21 protein-coding genes are annotated in these 22,313 nt (G+C 74.0%); all 21 read left to right on the forward strand.

Annotated elements, in window-relative coordinates:
* A partial coding sequence (mltG, locus tag AWH51_RS08965; protein WP_414146350.1) for an endolytic transglycosylase MltG occupies window positions 1–1,207 on the forward strand: 1,207 nt, incomplete at its 5' end.
* A complete protein-coding gene (locus AWH51_RS08970) occupies window positions 1,200–2,090 on the forward strand; it encodes a shikimate dehydrogenase (RefSeq protein WP_063071744.1) in 891 nt (296 codons plus the stop codon). The genes mltG and AWH51_RS08970, both read left to right, overlap by 8 nt.
* Window positions 2,091–2,141: 51 nt before the next feature.
* A complete protein-coding gene (aroC, locus tag AWH51_RS08975; RefSeq protein WP_063071745.1) occupies window positions 2,142–3,371 on the forward strand; it encodes a chorismate synthase in 1,230 nt (409 codons plus the stop codon).
* Between the two features lie 2 nt (window positions 3,372–3,373).
* Window positions 3,374–3,865, forward strand: coding sequence for a shikimate kinase (locus AWH51_RS08980; RefSeq protein ID WP_063071746.1), 492 nt, complete (start codon window positions 3,374–3,376; stop codon window positions 3,863–3,865).
* Window positions 3,862–5,007: a 3-dehydroquinate synthase gene (aroB, locus tag AWH51_RS08985; protein WP_254654529.1), complete on the forward strand. Its 1,146-nt coding sequence runs from the start codon at window positions 3,862–3,864 to the stop codon at window positions 5,005–5,007. The genes AWH51_RS08980 and aroB overlap by 4 nt, the downstream gene beginning before the upstream one ends.
* Window positions 5,004–5,786, forward strand: coding sequence for an SDR family oxidoreductase (locus tag AWH51_RS08990; protein WP_063071747.1), 783 nt, complete (start codon window positions 5,004–5,006; stop codon window positions 5,784–5,786). Before aroB ends, AWH51_RS08990 begins: the two co-directional genes overlap by 4 nt.
* A gap of 61 nt (window positions 5,787–5,847) precedes the next feature.
* On the forward strand, window positions 5,848–6,288 hold the full coding sequence (locus AWH51_RS08995) for a type II 3-dehydroquinate dehydratase (protein WP_063071748.1): 441 nt from the start codon (window positions 5,848–5,850) through the stop codon (window positions 6,286–6,288).
* 112 nt (window positions 6,289–6,400) lie between these two features.
* On the forward strand, window positions 6,401–6,964 hold the full coding sequence (gene efp, locus AWH51_RS09000) for an elongation factor P (protein WP_063071749.1): 564 nt from the start codon (window positions 6,401–6,403) through the stop codon (window positions 6,962–6,964).
* A gap of 4 nt (window positions 6,965–6,968) precedes the next feature.
* The gene (nusB, locus tag AWH51_RS09005) at window positions 6,969–7,382 is read left to right on the forward strand and encodes a transcription antitermination factor NusB (RefSeq protein WP_063071750.1); all 414 of its coding nucleotides are present in this window, start codon (window positions 6,969–6,971) and stop codon (window positions 7,380–7,382) included.
* A gap of 112 nt (window positions 7,383–7,494) precedes the next feature.
* Window positions 7,495–8,370, forward strand: a complete 876-nt coding sequence (locus AWH51_RS09010; protein WP_063071751.1) for an ABC transporter ATP-binding protein — start codon at window positions 7,495–7,497, stop codon at window positions 8,368–8,370.
* Between the two features lie 58 nt (window positions 8,371–8,428).
* Window positions 8,429–9,472, forward strand: a complete 1,044-nt coding sequence (locus AWH51_RS09015) for an aliphatic sulfonate ABC transporter substrate-binding protein (RefSeq protein WP_063071752.1) — start codon at window positions 8,429–8,431, stop codon at window positions 9,470–9,472.
* Window positions 9,469–10,317 carry an ABC transporter permease gene (locus tag AWH51_RS09020; protein WP_063071753.1) on the forward strand — a complete coding sequence of 283 codons (849 nt, stop codon included), beginning with the start codon at window positions 9,469–9,471 and terminating at the stop codon, window positions 10,315–10,317. Before AWH51_RS09015 ends, AWH51_RS09020 begins: the two co-directional genes overlap by 4 nt.
* A gap of 71 nt (window positions 10,318–10,388) precedes the next feature.
* On the forward strand, window positions 10,389–12,437 hold the full coding sequence (gene acs, locus AWH51_RS09025; protein ID WP_063071754.1) for an acetate--CoA ligase: 2,049 nt from the start codon (window positions 10,389–10,391) through the stop codon (window positions 12,435–12,437).
* Window positions 12,438–12,549: 112 nt separating this feature from the next.
* Window positions 12,550–13,128: a bifunctional pyr operon transcriptional regulator/uracil phosphoribosyltransferase PyrR gene (gene pyrR, locus AWH51_RS09030; protein ID WP_063071755.1), complete on the forward strand. Its 579-nt coding sequence runs from the start codon at window positions 12,550–12,552 to the stop codon at window positions 13,126–13,128.
* Window positions 13,125–14,081 carry an aspartate carbamoyltransferase catalytic subunit gene (locus AWH51_RS09035; protein ID WP_063071756.1) on the forward strand — a complete coding sequence of 319 codons (957 nt, stop codon included), beginning with the start codon at window positions 13,125–13,127 and terminating at the stop codon, window positions 14,079–14,081. The genes pyrR and AWH51_RS09035 overlap by 4 nt, the downstream gene beginning before the upstream one ends.
* Before the next feature lie 26 nt (window positions 14,082–14,107).
* Window positions 14,108–15,499, forward strand: coding sequence for a dihydroorotase (locus tag AWH51_RS09040; RefSeq protein ID WP_063071934.1), 1,392 nt, complete (start codon window positions 14,108–14,110; stop codon window positions 15,497–15,499).
* Entirely contained in the window at window positions 15,496–16,023 is a 528-nt protein-coding gene (locus AWH51_RS09045) for a hypothetical protein (protein ID WP_063071757.1), read from the forward strand. Before AWH51_RS09040 ends, AWH51_RS09045 begins: the two co-directional genes overlap by 4 nt.
* A gap of 5 nt (window positions 16,024–16,028) precedes the next feature.
* Window positions 16,029–17,198 carry a glutamine-hydrolyzing carbamoyl-phosphate synthase small subunit gene (gene carA / locus AWH51_RS09050; RefSeq protein ID WP_063071935.1) on the forward strand — a complete coding sequence of 390 codons (1,170 nt, stop codon included), beginning with the start codon at window positions 16,029–16,031 and terminating at the stop codon, window positions 17,196–17,198.
* Entirely contained in the window at window positions 17,198–20,488 is a 3,291-nt protein-coding gene (gene carB / locus AWH51_RS09055; RefSeq protein ID WP_063071758.1) for a carbamoyl-phosphate synthase large subunit, read from the forward strand. The genes carA and carB overlap by 1 nt, the downstream gene beginning before the upstream one ends.
* Window positions 20,485–21,381 (forward strand): orotidine-5'-phosphate decarboxylase, encoded by an 897-nt coding sequence (gene pyrF, locus AWH51_RS09060; protein ID WP_081235014.1) that lies wholly within the window; start codon window positions 20,485–20,487, stop codon window positions 21,379–21,381. Before carB ends, pyrF begins: the two co-directional genes overlap by 4 nt.
* On the forward strand, window positions 21,378–22,286 hold the full coding sequence (gene gmk / locus AWH51_RS09065) for a guanylate kinase (protein WP_063071759.1): 909 nt from the start codon (window positions 21,378–21,380) through the stop codon (window positions 22,284–22,286). Before pyrF ends, gmk begins: the two co-directional genes overlap by 4 nt.
* Window positions 22,287–22,313 lie beyond the last annotated feature (27 nt).

Raw genomic sequence — 22,313 nt, forward strand, 5'->3', positions numbered from 1 at the left:
CATCGCCGCAGCCGCGGCAGCACCGGACCGCGGCACGTCGGGCGCGCCCGTCCGCGTCCCGCGCCCGGCTCCCGCGCCGGTCGACCCCGCCTCCCGCCGTGGCGGCCGCACGCCCCGTCCGCCGGCCGCACCGCGGTCCGCGCCGAAGCCGAAGCGGCGCCACCCGAAGTGGCCCTACGTCGTGGTCCTCCTGGTCGTGCTGTTCGGCGGCGCCGCCGTGATCGCGACCTCGCTGTTCGGCCCCGTCGTCTCGGCGCTGCTCACCCAGGCCGAGCCCTCCGACTACGACGGCGACGGATCCGGTGAGGTGCAGGTGGTCGTCAAGACCGGCGACACCGGCAGCACCATCGGGGACACGCTCGCCTCGCAGGGCGTGGTGAAGACGTCGAAGGCCTTCTACCAGGCCGTCGTCCGCTCGGGCAGCGAGATCGTGTTCCAGCCCGGCACGTACACGCTGCGGAAGCAGATGAGCGCGGCCTCCGCGCTCGAGATGCTGCAGGATCCGACGAGCCAGGTGCAGGCCAAGGTCACGATCCCCGAGGGGCAGACCGCGGCGCAGGCGTTCGAGCTCGTCGCCGAGGGGACGGGCACGCCCGTCGCCGACCTGGAGGCGGCCGCCGCCGACCGGGCGGCGCTGGGGATCCCGGCCGAGGCTCCGAGCATCGAGGGCTACCTCTTCCCGGCCACCTACGACTTCCCGCCCGGCACGACGGCGGCGGACATGGTGAAGGCCATGGTCTCCCGGACGTTCGCGGCGCTCGACAAGGCGGGGGTCGCGCCCGCGGACCGCCATCGGGTGCTCACGCTGGCCGCGCTGATCCAGAAGGAGGCGCGCTTCGAGGGCGACTTCTACAAGGTGTCCCGCGTCTTCCAGAACCGCATCGGGATCGGCATGGCGCTCCAGTCGGACGCCACCGTCGCGTACGGGGCGCAGTCCGTCGGCCGCGTCACGACCACCGACGCCGAGCGCGCCGACGACAACCCGTACAACACCTACCTGCACCCCGGGCTCCCCGTCGGGCCCATCTCCAACCCCGGCGACCTCGCGATCAAGGCGGCGATCGCGCCCGAGCAGGGACCGTGGCTGTACTTCGTCACGGTCAACACCATCACGGGCGACACGGTGTTCTCCCAGACGTACGAGGAGCACCTCAAGGCCGTCGCGCAGTGGCAGCAGTTCATGAAGGACAACCCGGGCAATGGCTGATCCGCGGACGCCGGCCGTGCGGCTGGCGGTCCTCGGCAGCCCCATCGGGCACTCGCTCTCGCCGCGCCTGCACCGCGCGGCGTACGGGGTCCTCGGGCTCGATTGGTCCTACGAGGCCGCGGAGTGCACCGGCGCGGGGCTCCCGGCGTTCGTCGCCGGGCTCGGCGACGGCTGGCGCGGCCTGTCGCTCACGATGCCGCTGAAGCGCGACGTGCTGCCGCTCCTCGACGCCGTGGACGAGACGACCCGCCTCGCGGGCGCCGCGAACACGCTGCTCCTCGAGCGCGACGGAGCGGGCGGGATCCGGCGGCGCGGCGCGAACACGGACGTCGCGGGCATCGTCCGCGCGCTGGCGGCGGCGGGTGTCGAGCGGTCGCGGCGCGCGGTCGTGCTGGGCGCCGGATCCACGGCGCGCTCCGCCGTCGTCGCGCTCGGCCGCATGGGCGCGCGCCACGTGATCGTGGCCGCTCGGCGGCCGGAGCAGGTGCGGGAGCTCGTGCCCCTCGCGGACGAGCTCGGGATCACGCTGGAGGCGGCGTCCCTCGACGACGCGCCGGCCGCGCTGCGCGACGCCGACACGACCGTCTGCACCCTTCCGGGCGACGCCGCCGCGGCCGTCCCCCTCCCGGACCGCCTGCCCGACGCGGCCGCGCTCCTCGACGTCACCTACGCGCCGTGGCCGACCGGCATCGCCTCCGGGTGGGAGCGGGCGGGGGGACGCGTGGTGCCGGGGATCGACATGCTCGTGCACCAGGCGCTCGGGCAGGTGCGGCTGTTCGTCCACGGCGACGCCGGGCTCGCGCTGCCGGACGAACCGCGCGTGCTGGAGGCGATGCTCGCGAGCGTCGGCCGGGATCCGCGGAGGCCCTGGACCGGCGCCTGACGCCGCCCCGATCCGGGGGAGCGCCGCCGACCGCTGTGGGAGGATGGGGCCATGCTGCGTTGGCTCACCGCCGGGGAATCCCACGGCCCCGAACTCATCGCCGTCCTGGAGGGCCTGCCCGCGGGCGTGCCCGTCAGCCTCGACGGCATCCGCGCCGACCTCGCCCGTCGCAAGCTCGGCTACGGCCGCGGCGCGCGCATGGCGTTCGAGCAGGACGAGCTGCACCTCTCGACCGGCGTCGTGCACGGGCGGACGCTCGGCAGCCCCATCGCGGTGCGCATCGGCAACACGGAGTGGCCCAAGTGGGTCGACGTCATGAGCCCGGAGCCGGTGGATCCCGAGAAGCTGCAGGGCGCGCGCGCCGCGGCCCTCACGCGCCCCCGCCCGGGCCACGCCGACCTCGTGGGCATGCAGAAGTACGACTTCGACGAGGCGCGTCCCGTGCTCGAGCGCGCGAGCGCCCGCGAGACGGCCGCGCGCGTCGCCCTCGGTGCCGTGGCCCGCGCGTTCCTCGCCGAGCTCGGCATCACCCTCGTCAGCCACACCCTCGCGATCGGCCCCGTGCGCGTGCCCGAGGGCGCGCCGCTGCCGACGCCCGCCGACGTTGACGCGCTCGACGCGGACCCGCTGCGCTGCTTCCACCCCGAGACGAGCGCCCGCATGGTCGCCGAGGTCGACGACACGAAGGCGAGCGGCGACACGGTCGGCGGCGTCGTCGAGGTCCTCGCGTACGACCTGCCGCCGGGCCTCGGCTCGCACGTGCACTGGGACCGCCGGCTCGACTCGCAGCTCGCGGGCGCGCTCATGGGCATCCAGGCCATCAAGGGCGTGGAGGTCGGCGACGGCTTCCTCACCACCACGCGCCGCGGATCCGAGGCGCACGACGAGCTCTTCTCCACGGCCGCGGGCATCGGCCGGTCCACCGACCGCGCCGGCGGCACCGAGGGCGGCATGTCGACGGGCACGGTCCTCCGCGTCCGCGCCGGCATGAAGCCCATCGCGACCGTGCCGCGCGCGCTCCGCACCGTCGACACCGCGACGGGCGGCGCCGCGCCCGCGAACCACCAGCGCTCCGACGTGTGCGCGGTCCCCGCGTCCGGCGTCGTCGCCGAGGCGATGGTCGCCCTCACGCTCGCGAACGCCGTGCTCGAGAAGTTCGGCGGCGACTCCGTCGGCGAGACGCGGCGGAACCTGCGCGGCTACCTCGACGCGATCCCCGAGGGCCGCCGCTCCGGCGCCGACCTCGTCGACGAGGCCGACGCCGCCCCGCCCGAGGCCTGAGCGTGCCGGTCGTCCTGATCGGCGCGCCCGGCGCGGGCAAGACCACGGTGGGCCGCCGGGTCGCGCGCGCGATGGGCGTGCCGTTCACGGACACCGACCGCGCCCTCGTGGACGCGCACGGGTCCATCGCCGACATCTTCCGCGAGCACGGCGAGCCGCGCTTCCGCGAGCTCGAGCGCGAGGAGGTCGCACGCGCCCTCGCGGCCGGCGGCGTCGTCTCGCTCGGCGGGGGAGCCGTGCTCGATCCGGCGACCCGCGCCGACCTCGCGGCGTGCGACGTCGTGCTCCTCACCGTGAGCGAGCACGCCGTCCGCGCCCGCATCCGCGGCGACGACCGCCCCCTCGTGGACGGCGTCGAGAGCTGGCGCCGCATCGTCGCCGACCGCGAGGAGCTCTACCGCTCGCTCGCCGACCTGACCATCGACACCTCCGACCGCCCGCTCGCGCGCATCGCCCGCGAGATCGAGCGCTTCGCCCGGGAGAGGCAGCCATGACCGACCCACACCCCACCGACACCGCCCCCACCGACGCCGCCGCGCACGAGACCGCCGCCGTCGAGCCCGACGCGCCCACCGTCATCCGCGTCTCCGGCACGCCCGGCTACGACGTCACCGTCGGCCGCGGCCTGATCCCGGGCGTCGGCGCGCTGCTCGGCCCGCGCGTCCGCAAGGTGCTCATCGTGCACGCGCCGGCCCTCGCCGAGGAGGCGTCGCGGCTCCGGGAGCGCCTGCAGGGCGACGTCGAGGTGTACCTCGCCGAGGTGCCGGACGCCGAGGGCGCCAAGCGCGTCGAGGTCGCGGCGTTCTGCTGGAAGATCATGGGCACCACCGACTTCACGCGTTCGGACGCCGTCATCACGCTCGGCGGCGGTGCCACGACCGACCTCGGCGGCTTCGTCGCGGCCACGTGGCTGCGCGGCGTGATGCTCATCCAGATCCCGACGACCGTGCTCGCCATGGTCGACGCGGCCGTGGGCGGCAAGACGGGCATCAACACCTCCGAGGGCAAGAACCTCGTCGGCGCCTTCTACGCGCCGACCGCGGTGGTCGTCGACCTCGACCTGCTGGCGACGCTGCCGCGCAACGAGCTCGTCACGGGCTTCGCGGAGATCGTGAAGGCCGGGTTCATCGCCGTGCCCGAGATCCTGGACATCATCGAGCGGGACGTGGCGCGCGTCACCGATCCCACGGCACCGGAGTTCCGCCGCGTCGTCGAGCTCGCCATCGCCATGAAGGCGGAGGTCGTGGGGGAGGACTTCACCGAGAAGGGCCGCCGCGAGATCCTCAACTACGGGCACACGCTCGGCCACGCCATCGAGCACGCCGAGCGGTACCGCTGGCGGCACGGCGCGGCCGTCGCGGTGGGCATGGTGTTCGCGGCCGAGCTGTCGCGCCTCACCCGGTCGCTCTCCGACGAGGCGGTCGACCGGCACCGCCGCATCCTCGACTCGCTCGACCTGCCCACGAGCTACCCCGTCGGCCGCTGGCCCACGCTCGTCGCGAGCATGAAGCGCGACAAGAAGGCGCGCGGCGACATGATGCGCTTCATCGTGCTCGACGGCGTCGGCCGCGCGAGCGTGCTCAACGGACCCGAGGAGGCGCTGCTGTTCGCGGCGTACCAGGAGATCGGGTCGTGACCGACCCCGCGCATCCGGACGCGCCCCGGCCCGTCGCCCTCGTCACGGGCGTCGGCCGTGTGTCCGGCATCGGCGCGGCGATCGCGGAGGACCTGGCCCTCGGCGGCTGGGACGTCGCCTTCACCTACTGGTCCGACTACGACGCGCGGATGCCGTGGGGCCGCCGGCCCGAGGACCCCGCGCGCGTCGCGGAGGCCGTCGAGCGCGCGGGCGGCCGGGCCCACGCCGTCGAGGCCGACCTCGTGGACGTGGACGCGGCCGAGCGGATCCTCGGCGAGGTCGAGCGGGAGCTCGGGCCCATCACGTCGCTCGTGCTGAGCCACGCGGAGTCCGTCGACAGCGCGCTGCTCGACACGAGCGTCGAGAGCCTCGAGCGCCACCTCGCGGTGAACGTGCGGGCATCGCTGCAGCTGATCCAGGGGTTCGCGCGCCGGTACCGGGCCGTCCCCGGCGCCGGCCGCATCGTGGCGCTCACCTCCGACGCCGTCGTGGGGGAGGTCGCGTACGGCGCGAGCAAGGCCGCGCTCGACCGCATCGTCATCGCGGCGGCGCGCGAGCTCGAGGACGTGCGCATCACCGCGAACCTCGTGGACCCCGGTCCGACGGACACGGGCTGGTTCACGGACGAGATCCGCGAGAGCCTCCGCGAGACGACGCCGCGCGGCCGGCTGGCCGAGCCCCGCGACGCCGCGGCGCTCGTGTGCTTCCTCGTGTCGGCCGAGGGCGGCTGGATCAACGGCCAGCGCATCCGCTCCGACGGCGGCCAGAGCGTCGGCTGAGCATGCGCCCCGCGCGCACCGGCCGGCCGATCCCACCCGACCCGCGCCCTAGGCTGGGCGCATGTCACGCGTGCTCGTCCTCAACGGCCCCAACCTCGGACGGCTCGGCAGCCGCGAGCCCGACGTCTACGGCACCGGATCGCTGGAGGACCTGCGGCGCGAGCTCGTCGCCTTCGCGCCCGCCGACGTGGAGATCGACCTCCGCCAGACCGACGACGAGGCGACCCTCATCGGCTGGCTGCACGAGGCCGTCGACACCGCGAGCCCCGTGATCCTGAACCCCGCCGCGTTCACGCACTACTCGTACGCGCTCCGCGACGCCGCCGCGCTCGTCACGAAGGCGGGGATCCTCCTGCTGGAGGTGCACCTCTCGAACCCGCATGCGCGCGAGGAGTTCCGGCACACCAGCGTCATCTCGCCCGTCGCGACGGGCGTCATCGCGGGTCTCGGGCAGGGCTCCTACCTCCTCGCCCTCGCGCACGTCGTGACCGCCACCCGTTAGGCTGATCCCTCGGATCCCCGCATGCGCCCCGTCGGGCCGCGGATGACGGATCCTCCGCGCGGCCGCTCGCACGCCGCATCCCGCTCGTCGAACAGGCAAGGACCCTCCCCGCATGGCCTCTACCGCTGACATCAAGAACGGCATCGTCCTCAACATGGACGGCCAGCTGTGGACCGTCATCGAGTTCCAGCACGTGAAGCCGGGCAAGGGCGGCGCCTTCGTGCGCACCAAGGTCAAGAACGTGATGACCGGCAAGGTCGTCGACCGCACGTTCAACGCGGGCGCGAAGATCGAGACCGAGACGGTCGACCGCCGCGACTTCCAGTACCTCTACGCCGACGGCGAGAACTTCGTGTTCATGGACACGAGCGACTACGACCAGATCACGCTGTCCGCGGCGCAGGTCGGCGACGCGAAGAACTTCATGCTGGAAAACCAGGACGTGACCGTGGCGCTGCACAACGGCGAGGGGCTCTACGTCGAGCTGCCCGCGTCGGTCGTGCTCACCATCACGTACACGGAGCCGGGCCTGCAGGGCGACCGCTCGACGGGCGGCACCAAGCCCGCGACGGTCGAGACCGGGCACCAGATCCAGGTCCCGCTCTTCCTCGAGCAGGGCACGCGCGTCAAGGTCGACACCCGCACGGGCGACTACCTCGGCCGCGTCACCGACTGACCCCGTGAGCGCACGCACCAAGGCGCGCAAGCGCGCCCTCGATGTCCTCTACGTCGCCGACATCCGCGGGGAGAGCATCCCCGCCACCCTCGCGGTCGAGCAGCAGCGCGCCGCGGCCGAGCCCGACCGGCAGGCCTCGTGGCAGTACGCCCGCGAGATCGCCGAGGGGTTCGTCGCGCACCAGGACGAGATCGACGAGCTCATCGAGACGTACTCGGTGAACTGGACCCTCGCCCGCATGCCCGCCGTGGACCGCGCGATCCTGCGCATCGGCATCTGGGAGATCCTCTTCAACGCGGACGTGCCGAACGGCGTCGCGATCTCGGAGAGCGTCGACCTCGCGTCGTCGCTCTCGACGGACGAGTCGGCGTCGTTCGTGAACGGCATGCTCGCCCGGATCGCGGCCGCGCAGGCCTGATCCCCGGCACGTCGGGCCCGTTCTCGCCACCTCCGTTACGCCGCGTGTCGCCTCGCGACGGCGTGTGACGGGGGACGAGGCGGGTCGGCACGCGCCGACCTAGCGTCGGGTCATGCCCGCGACCGCCACCGCCTCGCACCGCGCTCCCGCGACGCCCGCCCGCGCCCGCGCCGACGCCGGCGCGGATCCCGAACCCGGCTCGGCCGGCGCCGTCGAGCTCCGCGGGGTAGGCCGGTCGTTCCCGGTCGACGGCGGACGGAGCACGCGCGTCGTGCTGCGCGACGTCGACCTCGACCTCGCGGCCGGCGACGTCGTCGCGGTCCTCGGGCCCTCCGGCTGCGGCAAGTCGACGCTCCTCCGCCAGGTGAGCGGGCTCGACCGGCCCGACGCGGGGTCCCTCCGCATCGACGGGACGCCCGTGCGCGACGTCGACCAGCGCTCGGCGGCCGCGTTCCAGGAGCCCCGGCTGCTGCCCTGGCGCACGCTCCGCGCCAACGTGCGGCTCGGCCTCCCGCGCGACGTGCCGCGCGCCGAGGGCGACGCCCGGGTGCGCGACCTGCTGGAGCTCACGGGCCTCGCCGAGGCGGCCGACCTCCGTCCGCGCCAGGTCTCCGGCGGCATGGCCCAGCGCGCGTCGCTCGCCCGCGCGCTCGCCCGCCGACCCCGCGTGCTCGTGCTCGACGAGCCGTTCGGCGCGCTCGACGCCCTCACCCGGCTGCGGATGCAGGACCTCCTCCTCGACGTGCACGCCGCGATCCCCACGACCGTCCTGCTCGTCACCCACGACGTGGACGAGGCGCTGCACCTCGCCGACCGCGTGGTGCTGCTGGGGCCCGATCCCGCGCCCGGCGCCGCGCCGGGCGCGACCGTGCGCCGCGTGCTCGACGTGCCGGGCGCCCGCCCGCGCGACCGCGGCGACGCCACCCTCGCGGCCCTCCGCGCGGAGCTGCTCGAGGGGCTCGGCGTGCCGGGCCACCGCGGCGGCTGATCCGCCGCATCCGCCGGCCCCGCTCGACCACCGCACCCGACACCGCACCGAGGACCCCGTGACCCGACTCCTGCCCCGCCGATCCGCCCTCGCGCTCGCGACCGCCGCCGTCCTGCTCCTCGCCGGCTGCGCCGCGGGCGAGGGCTCCTCCGTCGCTCCCGCCCCGGCCGCCGCGGGCGGCTGGAGCGCCGACACGCTCACGGTCGACTGGGCGACCTACAACCCGCTCAGCCTCATCGTGAAGGACCAGGGCCTCCTCGAGGCGCGCCTCGGATCCGACGTCGAGGTCGACTGGGTGCAGTCCGCGGGCTCGAACAAGGCCAACGAGCTGCTGCGGGCGGGCGCCGTCGACGTGGGCTCCACCGCGGGCTCCGCCGCGCTGCTCGCCCGCGCCAACGGCTCGCCCATCCGCACCATCGACGTGTACTCCCAGCCCGAGTGGACGGCGATCGTCGTGCCGAAGGGCTCGCCCATCACGAGCGTCGACGAGCTCCGCGGCGCCGACATCGCCGCCACGAAGGGCACCGACCCGTACTTCTTCCTCCTGCAGACGCTGGATCAGGCGGGCATCCCCGCCTCCGACGTCACCATCCAGAACCTCCAGCACGCCGACGGCCGCGCGGCGCTCGAGAACGGCGCGGTCGACGCGTGGGCCGGGCTCGACCCGCTGATGGCCGCGAGCGAGGCGCAGGCGGGATCCACGCTGCTGTACCGGAACGTCGACTTCGCGACCTACGGGTTCCTGAACGCGACGCAGTCGTTCCTCGACGCGTCGCCCGATCTCGCGCAAGCCGTCGTCGACGCGTACGAGCAGGCGCGCGCGTGGGCCGTCGCGCACCCGGACGAGACGGCGGCGATCCTCGCGCGGGCCGCGGCGATCGACCCCGGGGTCGCCACCTCCGTGATCGACCGCACGAACCTGGCCGTGGATCCGGTGCCCGGCGACGCGCAGCGCACCGTCCTCGAGCGCGTCGGCCCGATCCTCGTGGACTCGGGCGACGTGACCGACCAGGGGAAGGTCGACGACGCGCTCGACGAGCTGTTCGAGCCGCGGTTCGCCGAGGCCGCGGATCCCGCAGCCGCTCCCGGGACCGCCGGATGACCGCCGTCGACCGGACGCCCGTCGCCCGCGACGCCGGTGCGACGCGCGACGCCCGCCCGGACGACCGCCGGCGGGACGGCGCCCGCTCCGCCCGCGCCGCGCTGACTCGCACGGCCGTCGGCCTGGTGGTGCCGGCCGTCGTCGTCGGGCTGTGGGCCGTCGTCACCGCGACGGGTGCCGTGCCCGCCCACCTGCTACCCGCGCCGCTCGACGTGGTGCGCGCGGGCGTCCAGCTCGCCGAGCAGGGGATCCTCGGCCCGTACGTCGCCATCTCCCTGCAGCGCGTGCTGCTCGGCTTCGCGCTCGGCGCGACCGTGGGCCTCGTGCTCGGCGCGGTGGTCGGCCTGTCGCGCGTGGGCCGGCTCCTCCTCGCGCCCACCGCGGGCGCCTTCCGCACGGTGCCGTCGCTCGCGTGGGTGCCGCTGCTCCTGCTCTGGATGGGGATCAACGAGGACTCCAAGGTCACCCTCGTGGCCATCGGCGCGATGTTCCCCGTGTACACGACCGTCGCGGGGGCGCTCCGGCACGTGGACCCGCACCTCGTGGAGGCGGGGCGCGCGTTCGGGCTGACGCGGATCCCGCTGCTGGTGACCGTGCAGCTCCCCGCCGCGCTGCCGGCGGTCGTCTCCGGGCTCCGGCTCGCGCTCGCGCAGTCGTGGCTGTTCCTCGTGGCCGCGGAGCTGCTCGCCGCCTCGATGGGGCTCGGCTTCCTGCTCACGGAGTCGTCCTCGAACGGACGCGTCGACCGGGTGCTGCTCGCGATCGTGCTGCTCGCCGTGCTCGGCGCCGTCACCGACGCCGTGGTGGGCCTCGTCGAGCGCGTCCTCGTGCGCCGCTGGGGCTGACGCCGGGCTTCCGTGTCGTCGCGTGACATCCCGGTTCCGGATCGAGGCGGCGCCGCACGTAGCGTCGGCGCATGACCTCCCCGCGCACCGAGCAGGCCGAGACCGCCGCCCCCGATGAGGACGCCGACGCGACCGTCGGGCAGGCGCTCTTCCCGCCGCCGGCGCATCTCGCGGCGGCGGCGAACGTCAAGGCGGAGGCGTTCGCGCGAGCCGACGCGGATCCGGTCGCCTTCTGGGAGGAGGCCGCCCGCCGCCTCGACTGGGAGACGCCGTGGGAGACCGCGCACACGTGGATCCCGCCGGTCGCCGCCGACGGCACCCCGCAGGTGCCCGCGGCCACGTGGTTCGCGGGCGGCTGCCTCAACGTCGCGGCGAACTGCGTCGACCGGCACGTCGCCGCGGGGCGCGGGGAGAAGGTCGCGCTGCACTTCGAGGGCGAGCCGGGGGACCGGCGCGCGGTCACGTACCGCGACCTCCAGGACGAGGTGTCCCGCGCCGCCAACGCGCTCACGGACCTCGGCGTGGGGCCAGGTGACCGCGTGGTGATCTACCTGCCCGTGCTGGTCGAGACGATCGTGGCGACGCTGGCGGTCGCCCGCATCGGCGCCGTGCACTCGCTGGTGTTCGGCGGCTTCTCCGCGGAGGCGCTGCGCTTCCGGGTGGAGGACACGGGCGCGAAGCTGCTCATCACGAGCGACGGGCAGAACCGCCGCGGCACCGCCGTCGAGACGAAGCCGCAGGCCGACGAGGCCGTCGCGGGCATCGCGTCGATCGAGCACGTGCTCGTCGTCCGCCGCACCGGGCAGGACGTGCCCTGGACCCCGGGACGCGACGTGTGGTGGCACGACGCCGTCGGATCCGCGTCGCCGGTCCACGAGCCGCGGGCCTTCGACGCCGAGCACCCGCTCTTCATCATCTACACGTCCGGCACGACGGGACGCCCCAAGGGCCTCGTGCACACCTCCGGCGGGTACCTGACCCACGCGTCCTGGGCGCACTGGGCGCACTTCGACGCGAAGCCCGACGACGTGCACTGGTGCACCGCCGACCTCGCCTGGGTCACCGCGCACACCTACGAGATCTACGGTCCGCTGTCCAACGGCCTGACCCAGGTGATCTACGAGGGCACGCCCGACACGCCCCACCGCGGGCGGCACCTCGAGATCATCGAGCGGTACGGGGTGACGACGTACTACACGGCGCCCACGCTGATCCGCTCGCTCATGAGCTGGCACCCCGACGGCGTGCGGGAGGCGCACGACCTCTCGAGCATCCGGCTGCTGGGATCCGTGGGGGAGGCGATCAACCCCGCCGCGTGGCGCTGGTTCCACCGGGAGATCGGCGGCGGGCGGGCGCCCGTCGTCGACACGTGGTGGCAGTCCGAGACGGGAGCGGCGGTCATCGCGCCGCTGCCCGGCGTCGCGACCCTCAAGCCCGGCGCCGCCGGCCGCGCCCTGCCCGGGTTCCGGGTGGACGTGGTCGACGACGACGGCGAGCCCGCCGCGGACGGCGAGGGCGGCCTCCTCGTGATCCAGCGCCCGTGGCCCGGCATGGCCCGCACCGTGTGGGGCGACCCGGACCGCTACCGCCGCGCCTACTGGGAGCGATTCGCCGAGCGGGGCTGGTTCCTCGCGGGCGACGGCGCGCGCCGGGACGAGGACGGCGACGTCGCGCTGCAGGGCCGGATCGACGAGGTCGTGAACGTGTCCGGCCACCGGCTCTCCACCATCGAGATCGAGTCGGCGCTCGTCGCGCACCCGCGCGTCGGCGAGGCCGGGGTCACGGGAGTCGCCGACGAGCTCACGGGGCAGCGCGTCGTCGCGTTCGTCGTGCCGCCCGGCGACGACCGCCCGGCGGACGACGACGCGGCGGGCTGGCACGCGCTCGCCGCGGAGCTGGAGCCGCTCCTCACCGCGCACGTGGCCCGTGCGATCGGCCCGGTCGCCAAGCCCCGCCGCGTCGTCGTCGTGCCGGACGTGCCGAAGACGCGCTCGGGGAAGATCATGCGGCGGCTGCTCGCCGACCTCGTGGAGGGGCGGACCCTCGGCGACGCCACGAGCCTGCAGGACGCCGCCGTGCTCGGGCGCATCCGCGCGGTGCTCGACGCCTCCGACGGCTGAGGACACGCGCGGGCTGCGCTCCGGACCCCGCGCTCGGGGGACACCCGCTAGAGTGACCGGCGGAACAGACCACCTTTAACATCCGTCCCGAGAGGCGGGGAAGGAGGTCGGATTGCCTCAGCGCGTCGTGCTGCAGCCCTCTGACATCACCCGTGCGCTCACGCGCATCGCCCACGAGATCCTCGAGTCGAACCGCGGCCCCGCCGGCCTGCTGCTCCTCGGCATCCCGACCCGCGGCACCGTCCTCGCCGAGCGCATCGGCCGGATCATCGCCCGCCTCGAGCCCGATGCCCCCGCCGACCTGGTCGGCTCGCTCGACGTGACGATGTACCGCGACGACCTGCAGCGGAACCCCACCCGGGCTCCCGCCCCCACGCGACTGCCCGTCGGCGGCGTCGACGGCCGCACGGTCGTGCTGGTGGACGACGTGCTCTTCTCCGGCCGCACCGTGCGCGCCGCCCTCGACGCGATCGGCGACCTCGGCCGGCCCACGGCCGTGCGCCTCGCCGCGCTGGTCGACCGCGGGCACCGCGAGCTCCCCATCCGAGCCGACTTCGTGGGCAAGAACCTGCCGTCGAGCCTGGCCGAGCGCATCTTCGTGCGGCTCGACGAGATCGACGGCGAGGACGCCGTCACGATCGCCGGCCCCGACGACGCACCCGCCTCGGCCGAGGGCGAGGCCCGCGCATGAGGCACCTCCTCTCCACCCGCGACCTCTCCCGCGACGAGGCGGTCCACATCCTCGACGTCGCCGAGGACATGGCCGACGTCGGCACCCGCGAGATCAAGAAGACCCCCGCGCTCCGCGGGCGCACGGTCGTCAACCTCTTCTTCGAGGACTCGACCCGCACGCGCATCTCGTTCGAGGCCGCCGCCAAGCGCCTCTCGGCCGACGTCATCAACTTCAGCGCCAAGGGGTCGAGCGTCTCGAAGGGCGAGAGCCTCAAGGACACCGCGCAGACGCTGCAGGCGATGGGCGCCGACGGCGTGGTCGTCCGCCACCCGTCCTCGGGCGCACCGCACACGCTCGCCGGCAGCGGCTGGATCGACGCGGGCATCGTCAACGCGGGCGACGGCACGCACGAGCACCCCACGCAGGCGCTGCTCGACGCGTTCACGATCCGCCGCCGGCTGCACGGATCGGCCGCGCGCGGGAAGGGCCTCGACGGCACGCGCGTCGTCATCGTCGGCGACGTGCTCCACAGCCGCGTCGCCCGTTCGAACGCGTGGCTGCTCACGACGCTCGGAGCGGAGGTCACGCTCGTCGCGCCGCCCACGCTCGTGCCGGTGGGCGTCGGATCCTGGCCCGTCACCGTGCGCTACGACCTCGACGCGGCGCTCCGCGAGGGGAAGCCCGACGCCGTGATGATGCTGCGGATCCAGGCCGAGCGCATGCGGGCCGCCTTCTTCCCGAACCCGCGCGAGTACGCGCGCATCTGGGGCCTCGACGACGCGCGGCTCGCGCTCCTCGGGCCCGATACGATCGTCATGCACCCGGGGCCCATGAACCGCGGGCTCGAGATATCCGCCGCCGCCGCCGACTCGGAGAGGTCCACGGTGCGCGAGCAGGTCGCCAACGGCGTCTCGGTGCGCATGGCCGTCCTCTACCTCCTGCTCTCCGGCGACGGGAAGGCCGACCGATGACCCAGAACGAGATGACCCAGGACACGATGACCCTGGACGACGCGCACCTGATCCGCGGCGCCACCCTGCCCTCCGGCGAGCGCGCCGACATCCTCGTCGCCGACGGGCGCATCCGGGCGATCGGCGCCGACCTCGACGCCCCCGCGGGCGCGCGTGTCCTCGACGCGGACGGCCTGGTCGCGCTGCCCGGCCTCGTCGACCTGCACGTGCACCTCCGCGAGCCGGGCTACGAGCAGAGCGAGACCGTGCTCACGGGATCGTGCGCCGCGGCCCTCGGCGGCTTCACCGCGGTCTTCGCGATGGCGAACACGATGCCCGTGCAGGACACGGCGGGCGTGGTCGAGCAGGTCAAGGCCCTCGGCGACGCGGCCGGCTACGCCACCGTCCGCCCCATCGGCGCCGTGTCGGTCGGGCTCGCGGGGGAGTCGATGGCGGAGATCGGCGCCATGGCGTCCAGCCGCGCGGCCGTCCGCGTCTTCTCCGACGACGGGAAGTGCGTCTCCGACCCGCTGCTCATGCGCCGCGCGCTCGAGTACGTGAAGGCCTTCGACGGCGTCATCGCGCAGCACGCGCAGGATCCGCGCCTCACGGAGGGCGCGACCATGAACGAGGGCGAGCTGTCGGGCGAGCTCGGCATCACGGGCTGGCCCGCGGTCGCGGAGGAGTCGATCATCGCGCGCGACGTGCTGCTCGCCGAGCACGTGGGATCCCGCCTGCACGTCTGCCACGTCTCCACCGCGGGCTCGGTCGACGTGATCCGCTGGGCCAAGGCCCGCGGGGTCGACGTCACCGCCGAGGTCACGCCGCACCACCTGCTCCTCACCGAGGACCTGGTCGCCGGCTACGACGCGCGCTACAAGGTGAACCCGCCGCTCCGCCGCCGCGCGGACGTCGAGGCGCTCCGCCAGGCGCTCGCCGACGGCACGATCGACGTCGTCGCGACCGACCACGCGCCGCACCCGACCGAGGCCAAGGACTGCGAGTGGGACGCGGCCGCGTTCGGCATGGTCGGCCTCGAGTCGGCGCTCTCGGTGGTCCAGCTCGCGATGGTCGACACCGGGCTCCTCGACTGGCAGGGCGTCGCCCGGGTCATGTCGCACGCGCCCGCGCGCATCGGCCGCCTCGCCGAGCACGGGCACGTCCTCGAGGCGGGTGCCCCGGCGGACATCACGCTGTACGACCCCGCGGCCTCGCGCGTCTTCGGGCGCGACGACCTCGGCGGCCTGAGCGGCAACTCGCCGTACCTCGAGATGACGCTGCCGGGTCGCGTGGTCGCCACGTTCCACCGCGGCTACCCGACGGTGCTCGACGGCGCCCTCGTCGACCGCGAGACCGTCGCGCGCGCCGCGGTCCTCCGCGACCGGGCCGACGCCGACGCGCGCGAGGCGGCGGCCGACGCCGCGGCGGGACGCGCATGAGCGACCGCACCGGACCCGCGCTCACCGTGATCGCGCTCCTCCTCCTGCTGCTCGCGCTCATGGTGCTCGGCTGGCGCGCGCGCCGCCGTCGCCAGCGCGCCCTGCCCGAGCCGCCGCGGCCGCCCGAGGACCTCGGTGCGCCCGACCTCGAGGTCGACGTGCTCTACGTCGCCACGACCACGGCCGGCCAGCCGCTCGACCGGCTCACGGTCGCGCCCCTCGGGTTCCGGGGACGCGCGGCCGCCCGGATCCACCCGGCCGGCCTGGTGCTCGCGATCGACGGCGAGCGCCCGGTGCTCGTGCCGGCCGACCGGATCACCGGATCCGGCCTCGCGACCTACGCGATCGACCGCGTCGTGGAGGAGGGCGGCCTCGTGGCCGTCACCTGGCTCCTCGACGAGGCCGCCGGCGTCGAGGTCGACACGTACCTCCGGGTGATCGACCCGCGCGAGAAGACCGCGCTCGTCGACGCCCTCCACCGCATCCCCCGCCCCGCGCACGACGACGACAACGAAGGGAAGTGACCGACATGGCCCGACACGAACCGGCGGTCCTGGTACTCGAGGACGGACGGAGGTACGTCGGACGCGCGTACGGCGCCCGTGGCACCACGCTCGGCGAGGCCGTCTTCGCGACCGGCATGACCGGCTACCAGGAGACGATCACCGACCCGTCCTACGCGGGCCAGATCGTGCTCCAGACCGCGCCGCACATCGGCAACACCGGCATGAACGACGACGACATGGAGTCCCGCCGCATCTGGGTCGCCGGCTACGTCGTCCGCGACCCCTCCCGCGTGGTCTCGAACTTCCGCGGGCAGCGCACCCTGGAGGACGACCTCGTCGCCCAGGGCGTCGTCGGCATCTCCGGCATCGACACGCGCGCCGTCACCCGCCGGATCCGCGACGAGGGCGCCATGCGCGCCGGCGTCTTCTCCGGCGAGGCCTTCGCGCTCGGCGACGAGGAGCAGCTCGCGCAGGTGCGGCAGGCGCCCGACATGGCGGGCCGCAACCTCTCCGCCGAGGTCTCCACGCAGGAGACGTACACGATCCCCGCCGTGGGCGAGCGCATCGGCTCCGTCGCCGTGCTCGACCTCGGCATCAAGACCGCGACGGTGAAGCACCTCGCCGCCCGCGGGCTCGACGTGCACGTGGTGCCGCAGAGCATCACCACCGAGCAGCTCGCCGAGCTCGCCCCCACCGCGGTCTTCTACTCGAACGGCCCCGGCGACCCCGAGGCGTCGCAGTACCACGTGGAGCTGCTGCAGGACGTGCTGCGCAAGGGCATCCCGTTCTTCGGGATCTGCTTCGGCAACCAGCTCCTCGGCCGCGCCCTCGGCTTCGACACCTACAAGCTGCCGTTCGGGCACCGCGGGATCAACCAGCCCGTGCTCGACCGCCGGACCGGCCGCGTCGAGATCACGAGCCAGAACCACGGCTTCGCGGTCTCGGCGCCGCTCGACGGCCCCGTCGAGAGCCCGGCCGGCTTCGGCCGCGCCGAGGTCAGCCACGTCTCGCTCAACGACCAGGTGGTCGAGGGGCTCAACTGCCTCGACATCCCCGCCTTCTCGGTGCAGTACCACCCGGAGGCGGCCGCAGGCCCGCACGACTCGTCGTACCTCTTCGACCGGTTCATCGAGCTGATCCACGCCGCGGGCGACGCCCCCGCATCCGCCGCGACCCCCCAGGAGACCGTGTAATGCCCAAGCGCGACGACATCAACAGCGTCCTCGTCATCGGCTCCGGGCCGATCGTCATCGGCCAGGCCGCCGAGTTCGACTACTCGGGCACGCAGGCCTGCCGCGTGCTCCGCGAGGAGGGCGTGCGCGTCATCCTCGTGAACTCGAACCCCGCCACGATCATGACCGACCCGGGCTTCGCCGACGCGACCTACATCGAGCCGATCACGAGCGAGGTGCTCGAGAAGATCATCATCAAGGAGAAGCCGGACGCGGTGCTCCCCACCCTCGGCGGCCAGACCGCGCTCAATGCGGCCATCCGCCTCGACGAGCTCGGCATCCTCGCCAAGCACGGCGTGGAGCTCATCGGCGCGAAGGTCGAGGCCATCCAGAAGGGCGAGGACCGCCAGCTCTTCAAGGACCTCGTGATCGAGTCCGGCGCCGACGTCGCCCGCTCGCACGTCGCGAAGACGCTCGAGCAGGCCGTGGAGTTCGCCGAGGACCTCGGCTACCCGCTCGTGATCCGCCCGTCCTTCACCATGGGCGGCCTCGGCTCCGGCTTCGCGCACACGCGCCAGGAGCTCGAGCGCATGGTCGCCGACGGACTGCAGTCGAGCCCCACCACCGAGGTGCTCCTCGAGGAGTCGATCCTCGGCTGGAAGGAGTACGAGCTGGAGCTCATGCGCGACACGGCCGACAACACGGTCGTCGTCTGCTCCATCGAGAACGTCGACCCGGTCGGCGTGCACACGGGCGACTCCATCACGGTCGCGCCCGCCCTCACGCTCACCGACCGCGAGTACCAGCACATGCGCGACATCGGCATCGACATCATCCGCCGCGTGGGCGTCGACACCGGCGGCTGCAACATCCAGTTCGCGGTCGATCCCGCGGACGGCCGCCTCATCGTCATCGAGATGAACCCGCGCGTCTCCCGCTCGAGCGCGCTCGCGTCGAAGGCGACGGGCTTCCCCATCGCGAAGATCGCCGCGAAGCTCGCCATCGGCTACCGGCTCGACGAGATCCCCAACGACATCACCAAGGTCACGCCCGCGAGCTTCGAGCCCACGCTCGACTACGTGGTCGTGAAGGTGCCGCGGTTCGCGTTCGAGAAGTTCCCGGCCGCCGACGCCGAGCTCACCACCACCATGAAGTCGGTCGGCGAGGCCATGGCCATCGGCCGCAACTACTCGACCGCGCTGCAGAAGGCGCTGCGCTCGCTCGAGAAGCGCGGATCCTCGTTCCACTGGGGCCCCGAGACCCGCTCGGTCGACGAGCTGCTCGAGGTGGGCCGCACGCCCACCGACGGCCGCATCGTCACGGTGCAGCAGGCCCTCCGCGCGGGCGCCACGGCGGAGCAGGTCTTCGACGCCACGAAGATCGACCCCTGGTTCATCGACCAGATCGTGCTCATCAACGAGGTCGCGGACGCCGTGCGCGACGCGGGGTCGCTCGATGCGGAGACGCTCCGCGAGGCCAAGGACCACGGCTTCTCGGACGCGCAGATCGCCGAGATCCGCGGGTTGAGCGAGCAGGAGGTGCGCGACGCGCGCCACGCGGCCGACATCCGGCCCGTGTTCAAGACGGTCGACACGTGCGCGGGCGAGTTCCCCGCGCTCACGCCGTACCACTACTCCAGCTACGACTCCGAGACCGAGATCGTGGCGTCCGACCGCCGCAAGGTGATCATCCTGGGCTCGGGCCCGAACCGCATCGGCCAGGGCATCGAGTTCGACTACTCGTGCGTGCACGCGTCCTTCGCGCTGTCCGACGCCGGGTTCGAGACGATCATGATCAACTGCAACCCGGAGACGGTCTCCACCGACTACGACACGAGCGACCGGCTCTACTTCGAGCCGCTCACGCTCGAGGACGTGCTCGAGATCGTGCACGCGGAGCAGCAGGCCGGCGAGCTCGTCGGCGTCGTCGTGCAGCTCGGCGGCCAGACCGCGCTCGGGCTCGCGAAGGGCCTCGAGGCCGCGGGCGTCCCGATCCTCGGCACGAGCCCGTCGGCCATCGACCTGGCGGAGGAGCGCGGCCTGTTCTCCGGCATCCTCGACGCCGCGGGCCTCGTGGCGCCGCGCAACGGCACGGCCACCGCGATCGACGAGGCCGTGGTCGTCGCGGAGGAGATCGGCTACCCCGTGCTCGTCCGCCCGAGCTACGTGCTCGGCGGCCGCGGCATGGAGATCGTCTTCGACACCGCCACGCTGCACGACTACTTCCTGCGCATGGCCGACCAGGGGATCATCGGCGAGGGCAAGCCCCTCCTCATCGACCGGTTCCTCGACGACGCCATCGAGATCGACATCGACGCCATCTACGACGGCACCGAGCTGTACGTCGGCGGCGTCATGGAGCACATCGAGGAGGCCGGGATCCACTCGGGCGACTCGAGCTGCACCCTCCCGCCCGTGACCCTCGGCCGCGGCCAGATCCAGCAGGTCGTCGACGCCACGCGCGCCATCGCCGAGGGCGTGGGCGTGCGCGGCCTCCTCAACGTGCAGTTCGCGATCGGCGCGGGCGTGCTCTACGTCCTCGAGGCGAACCCGCGCGCCAGCCGCACGGTGCCCTTCGTCTCCAAGGCGCTCGGGATCCCGCTCGCGAAGGCCGCGTCGCTCGTCATGGTCGGCACCTCCATCGCCGAGCTCAAGGCCTCCGGGCTGCTGCCCGAGCGCGACGGATCCGACGTGCCGATGGACTCGCCCGTCGCCGTGAAGGAGGCCGTGCTGCCCTTCAAGCGGTTCCGCACGAAGGACGGCCTCATCGTCGACTCCGTGCTCGGCCCGGAGATGCGCTCCACGGGCGAGGTCATGGGCATCGACCGCGACTTCCCGCGCGCGTTCGCCAAGAGCCAGGAGGCGGCGTTCGGCGGCCTCCCGCTCTCGGGCACGGTGTTCGTCTCGGTCGCCGACCGTGACAAGCGCTCGATCGTGCTGCCGGTGCTGCGCCTCCAGCAGCTGGGCTTCGAGGTGCTCGCCACCGAGGGCACGGCGGAGATCCTCAGCCGCAACGGGATCCAGGCGCGCGTCGTCCGCAAGTACAGCGAGACGCCGGCCGCGGGGGACTCGCCGTCGATCGTGGACCTCATCAACCGCGACGAGGTCGACGTGGTCATCAACACCCCGTCGGGCCGCACCGCCCGCGCGGACGGCTACGAGATCCGCGCCGCGGCCGTGGCGGCGGACAAGCCGCTGTTCACGACCATCGCGCAGCTCACGGCCGCGGTCGCGTCGTTCGACGCCATCCGCGCCGGGTTCGACGTCACGAGCCTGCAGGACTACGCGATCGCCCGCGAGGCCCGCAGGTGACGACCGCCGACGGCGGGGCGGCTCCGGCCGTCCCGCCGTTCGGCGCGCGCCTCGCGCGGGCGTTCCGCGAGCACGGGCAGCTCTGCGTGGGCATCGACCCGCACCGGTCGCTGCTCGACGCGTGGGGCCTCGCCGACGACGCACGCGGCCTCGAGGAGTTCGGCCTGCGCGTGGTCGACGCGACGGCCGGGCGCGCGGGGATCGTCAAGCCGCAGGTCGCGTTCTTCGAGCGCCACGGATCCGCCGGGTACGTGGCGCTGGAGCGCGTGCTCGAGGCCGCGCGCGACGCGGGCCTCCTCGTGATCGCGGATGCCAAGCGCGGCGACATCGGCTCCACGGTCGACGCGTACGGCGCCGCGTGGCTCGCGCCCGACAGCCCGCTGCGCGCCGACGCCGTGACCCTCACGGCCTACACGGGCGTCGGATCCCTCGACGGCGTGCGCACCGCTGCCGACGCGTGGGGCGCGGGCGTCTTCGTCCTCGCCGCCACCTCGAACCCCGAGGCGCGCGGGCTCCAGCGCGCGCTGCTCCCCGGCGGCGGATCCGCGTCCGCCCACCGCACGGTCGCCCGCGCGATCCAGGACGCCGCCGTCGCCGCCAACGGGTCGCTCGACGATCCCGCGGCCGAGCCCGGCGCGTTCGGCCTCGTCATCGGCGCGACCGTCGACGCGGCCGACGCCGGCCTCGACCTGGCGCGCCTGACCCGCACGCCGATCCTCGCGCCCGGGTTCGGCCACCAGGGCGCGCTGCTCGCCGATGTCCGGAAGCTGTTCGGCCCGGCCGCCGGCGTTGTGGTCGCGAGCGCCTCGCGGAGTATCCTCGCGGCAGGGCCACGGCGTGTCGCGGAGGCCGTCACCGACCACGCCGGACGACTCAGAGAGGCGCTCCCATGAGGCCCGAACCACCCGAGGTCGACCGCGTCGCCGCCTCCCAGGCCGCGGTCGCCGCGCGCCGGGCCCGCGCCGAGGTGAAGCACGACATCGTCACGGGGGAGCGCACCCCGCTCGGCGTGCTCGACGCGTCCGCGGATCCCGCCCGCCGCGCCGAGGCCACCCTCCGCGTCACCGAGTTCCTCACGAGCATCCCGAACATCGGCCCCACCAAGCTCGAGCGGATCCTCGGCGAGCTCGGCATCTCCACGGCCAAGCGCCTCGGCGGCCTCGGCGTGCACCAGCGCGTGCGCCTCACGCGCTTCCTCGAGGAGTGGCAGGCCGCGAAGCAGATCGTGGAGCCGAGCCGCCTCGTCGTGCTCGCCGGCCCCACGGCCGTCGGCAAGGGCACCGTATCCACCTTCATCCGCGAGAACGAGCCCGACGTGCTCCTCTCCGTCTCCGCCACCACGCGCGCGCCGCGTCCCGGCGAGGTCGAGGGCGTCAACTACTACTTCGTGTCCGACGCGGAGTTCGACCGCATGGTCGAGCACGGCGAGCTCCTCGAGTGGGCCACCGTGCACAACGCGCACCGCTACGGCACGCCGCGCGCGCCCATCGACGTGGCGCTGGCCGAGGGCCGGAGCGTGCTGCTGGAGATCGACATCCAGGGCGCCCGCCAGGTGAAGGCCGCCATGCCGGAGGCCAGGCTGGTGTTCCTGCTGCCGCCCACCTGGGAGGAGCTGGTGCGCCGACTGGTCGGCCGCGGCACCGAGGGGCCCGAGGAGCAGCAGCGTCGGCTCGACACCGCGAAGGTCGAGCTGGCCGCCCAGGACGAGTTCGACCACCTCGTCGTCAACCGCGATGTCGCGGAGGCGGCGCGCGAGGTCGTAGACTTGATGAAATCCAGGAAGGCCGTCGGTCCATGACACGGACCCGTGCGGCCTTCTTCCATG

This window comes from Clavibacter tessellarius (genome assembly GCF_001618005.1).
Taxonomy (GTDB): domain Bacteria; phylum Actinomycetota; class Actinomycetes; order Actinomycetales; family Microbacteriaceae; genus Clavibacter; species Clavibacter tessellarius_A.